Source organism: Streptomyces sp. NH27, assembly GCF_056859195.1.
On record NZ_JACEGK010000725.1, the window covers coordinates 1 to 2,973 of the forward strand.

Consider the following 2,973-nt stretch of genomic DNA (forward strand, 5'->3'; position numbering starts at 1 on the left):
CGGGCGTGTTCGGCGGTGAGGCCGATACCGGTCAGGAGGTGGTGCTGTCCGGGGTGGAGGCTGTCGTAGGTGGAGCACTGGGTGAACAGCCATTTCGCGGTGGCTGTGGGCAGGGCGTCGAGGTCGGCGGTGGTGCCCAGTGGCCGGCCGGCGGTGTGGGTGCGGGTGGTGTGCAGGGCCTGTTGCCAGCGCATGGTCCAGGGTGGGTTCCACCAGGGGTCGAGGGCGGCGAGGGCCTGTGCGCGGTGGTCGGGCAGCTGTCCGCGGTTGGCGCGTTTGCGTTGGTGGGCGAGCCAGTTGCCCAGTGGGTAGTCGTCGTGGCTGGTGTTCCTGGGCGTACAGAGGTGTCCGTGCTGGTCAGCCCATGCGGTGGCGTGGACCAGTGCTGTGGCGAAGGCCGCGGCCCGGGCGGTGCGGCGGGGAAGGGCGGTTCGGGCGCCTTCGGCGGTGAGGCCGAGGCCGGTGAGTAGTTGCTGCTGGCGGGGGTGGAGTTCGTCGTAGTGGGTGCTTTGTTCGTACAGCCACTGCCCGGTCCAGTCCGGTGTGCCGGGGAAGCCCTGTTCGGGGGCGAGGTCGTGGCCGGGGGTGAGCTGTGCGCGGGCGGCTTGGTAGCGGCGTTGCCAGGTCATGCCCCAGGGCGGGTTCCAGTAGGGGTCGATGCGGGCGAGGCGTTCCTCGTGCGGCCAGGGAGTGCCGAAGCGGTCGCGGTGGAGGTCGGCCTGGTGCCGTTGTCCGGCCAGCCAGCGGCCGAGGGGAAACCCGCCGTGCCGGGCGGCGGCGATGGGAAGATCCAGGTTTCCGTGCTCGGCTGCCCATGCCCTGGCGTGGTGCAGGCCGGTCTCCATGGCCGGGCGCTCGGTGGCCGGGTTGGGCACGGCGGTTGCGGCGACGGGTGCGGTGAGGCCGAGGCCGGCGAGCAGGTGCTGCTGCCCTGGGCGCAGCTTCCGGTAGTTGGCGCACTGTGTGTACAGCCACTGTCCGGTGCGGTCGTCGAAGTTGCGGAATCCGGCGTGGGGATCGAGCGGGGTGCCCGCGGCGACGGCGGCGTGGGCGGTGTGATGCTCGCGCTGCCAGTCGGTTGGCCAGGGCGGGCTCCATCGTGGGTCGATGTCGGTCAGTGCCTGGTTCAGTGCAGGGTCGAGTTGTTCGTGTCGTGCCTTGACCCGCTGGTTGTGTAGCCATTTGCCGATGGCGAAGCCGTCGTGCTGCGCGGAGGTAGGGGCACACAGGTGGCCGTGTTCGTTGCCGTAGGCGCGGGCGTGGGCCAGGGCGGCTTGCCGGGCTGCGTTGAGATCGCGGCGCCGGGGCTGTGCGGCGCGCGCTCGTTCAGGCGTGATGCCGAGGTCGGTGAGGAGCCTTTGCTGCCCTGGGTGGAGGCCGCTGTAGCCGGTGCACTGCTCGTAGAGCCATGTTCCGAGGTTTTCCGTGGTGCCGGGGAATCCGTGTTCGGGAACCATCGGGTGTCCTGCCCGGACGCGTGCGTGCGCGCGGTAGTAGATGCGCTGCCACCACAGGTTCCACGGCGGATTCCACCACGGGTCGAGGGCATGGAGGGCTCCGGCGCGTTCGGGGGCGAGTTCGGGGCCCGCAGCGCGCTGGTTGGCCAGCCACAGGCCGACGCCGAAACCCTCGATCTGCATGGTGTTGGGCGCACACAGGTGGCCGTGCTCAGCGGCGTAGGCGCGGGCGTGGCGCAGGCCGCGCGCGAACCCCTTGGCAGCCTCGGCCACATCCGGGACCAGCGACGGCCCAAGCTCCGGCTCTGTTGTTCCGGATGGTTCGTCCACGGGCCGGTTTTCGGCCAGGAGCCGTGAGACCGGTGCGGGCCGGTGGGGTGGGGGGATCCGCCACATGCTCTGCGTCTTCGGCTTGTGCCCGGCGCTGGTGCGTACACAGCCACGCACCCAGGCGTTCAACGGTCCCGTCGTTAAGCCTCTGAGGTGATCTGCGAGCCACGGCCGCTCAAGCCGTTGGGTCAGTTCCTCGACGAAGCTGGGGACGTCGGCCAGTGCGTGCGGCTGGTGCGTTCCGGTGTCAGCAAGCAGTTGCTCCTGGACCCGTGGGTCGGCCAGGATCGCGGTCAGGGTGACGGCTTCGGGGTAGGTCACCGCGTCCCGCGCCGCAGCACTCCATGCGGCGTCGTTGCCGTGGGTCATCTGCCGTAGCCGCTCGGGCCAGAGGGTCTCCTCCGGCTGCGGCTCGCTCCACCAGGAGGCCAAAATCGCCTGTGCCATGGCGAACGCTTCGGCAGTGTGCGGGTAGCGCCTCAGCAGCCGTCGATGACGGCGCTGGGACGACACGATCTGCGGCACCTTTCGCAGGTCCAGCTGTCCGGGCACCGCTGTCGCCCCGTCAACGACGGGAGTCTCCAGCATCCAGCACTGGTGTGTGGTGCAGACCCGCCTGTCCGCCAGGAGGTAGCGGCGTGCTTTTTCCCGTCCTTGCGTGGCGGTCGCGGTGCAGGCCCGGCATCCTGGGCCGGTCGGCGCGATCGTGCCGGCGGAGCGGACCCAGGCGGCCGGCCCGCTCCCAAGCCTGCCTGAAGAGACGTCTTCGTCCCAGGCTGGCAGGGCGCGGCGCAGGTGTTCTTCGGGCGTGCGGCAGAACGCGGCGAGCACCGCCCGGGCCTCGGTGTTGAAGAGCACTTCGCTGTCGGGTCGCACCAGGGCCAGGTTGGGACGGCGCCTGAAGTCCACAAGCGCACCGATGAGTTCTTTGGCGGTGAGCCGGTAGCGGGAGGCGATGCGGCCGACGAACGACAGCGTCACCTCGCCGCTCAGGGGCGCTACCCGCACGGCGCCCAACGGCAGACCGCGAGACGAGGAGACAGGCCGGTCCTGCGCTGACGGCCTCGCGTCTTCATCCCCGGCTGTACGCGCCCCCAGCATCTGCATGGTCCTTTTCACCTTCACCTTCACCTTCACCGGCCACCCGTCTCCACCGCCGTACCGCCTTCAGGACACGGCGCTGCGG

1 protein-coding gene is annotated in these 2,973 nt (G+C 70.4%); it reads right to left on the reverse strand.

The features are described from left to right. On the reverse strand, positions 1–2,795 hold a 2,795-nt coding region (locus AC13HU_RS35000), incomplete at its 3' end, for a helicase associated domain-containing protein (protein WP_483046028.1). Positions 2,796–2,973: the final 178 nt, after the last annotated feature.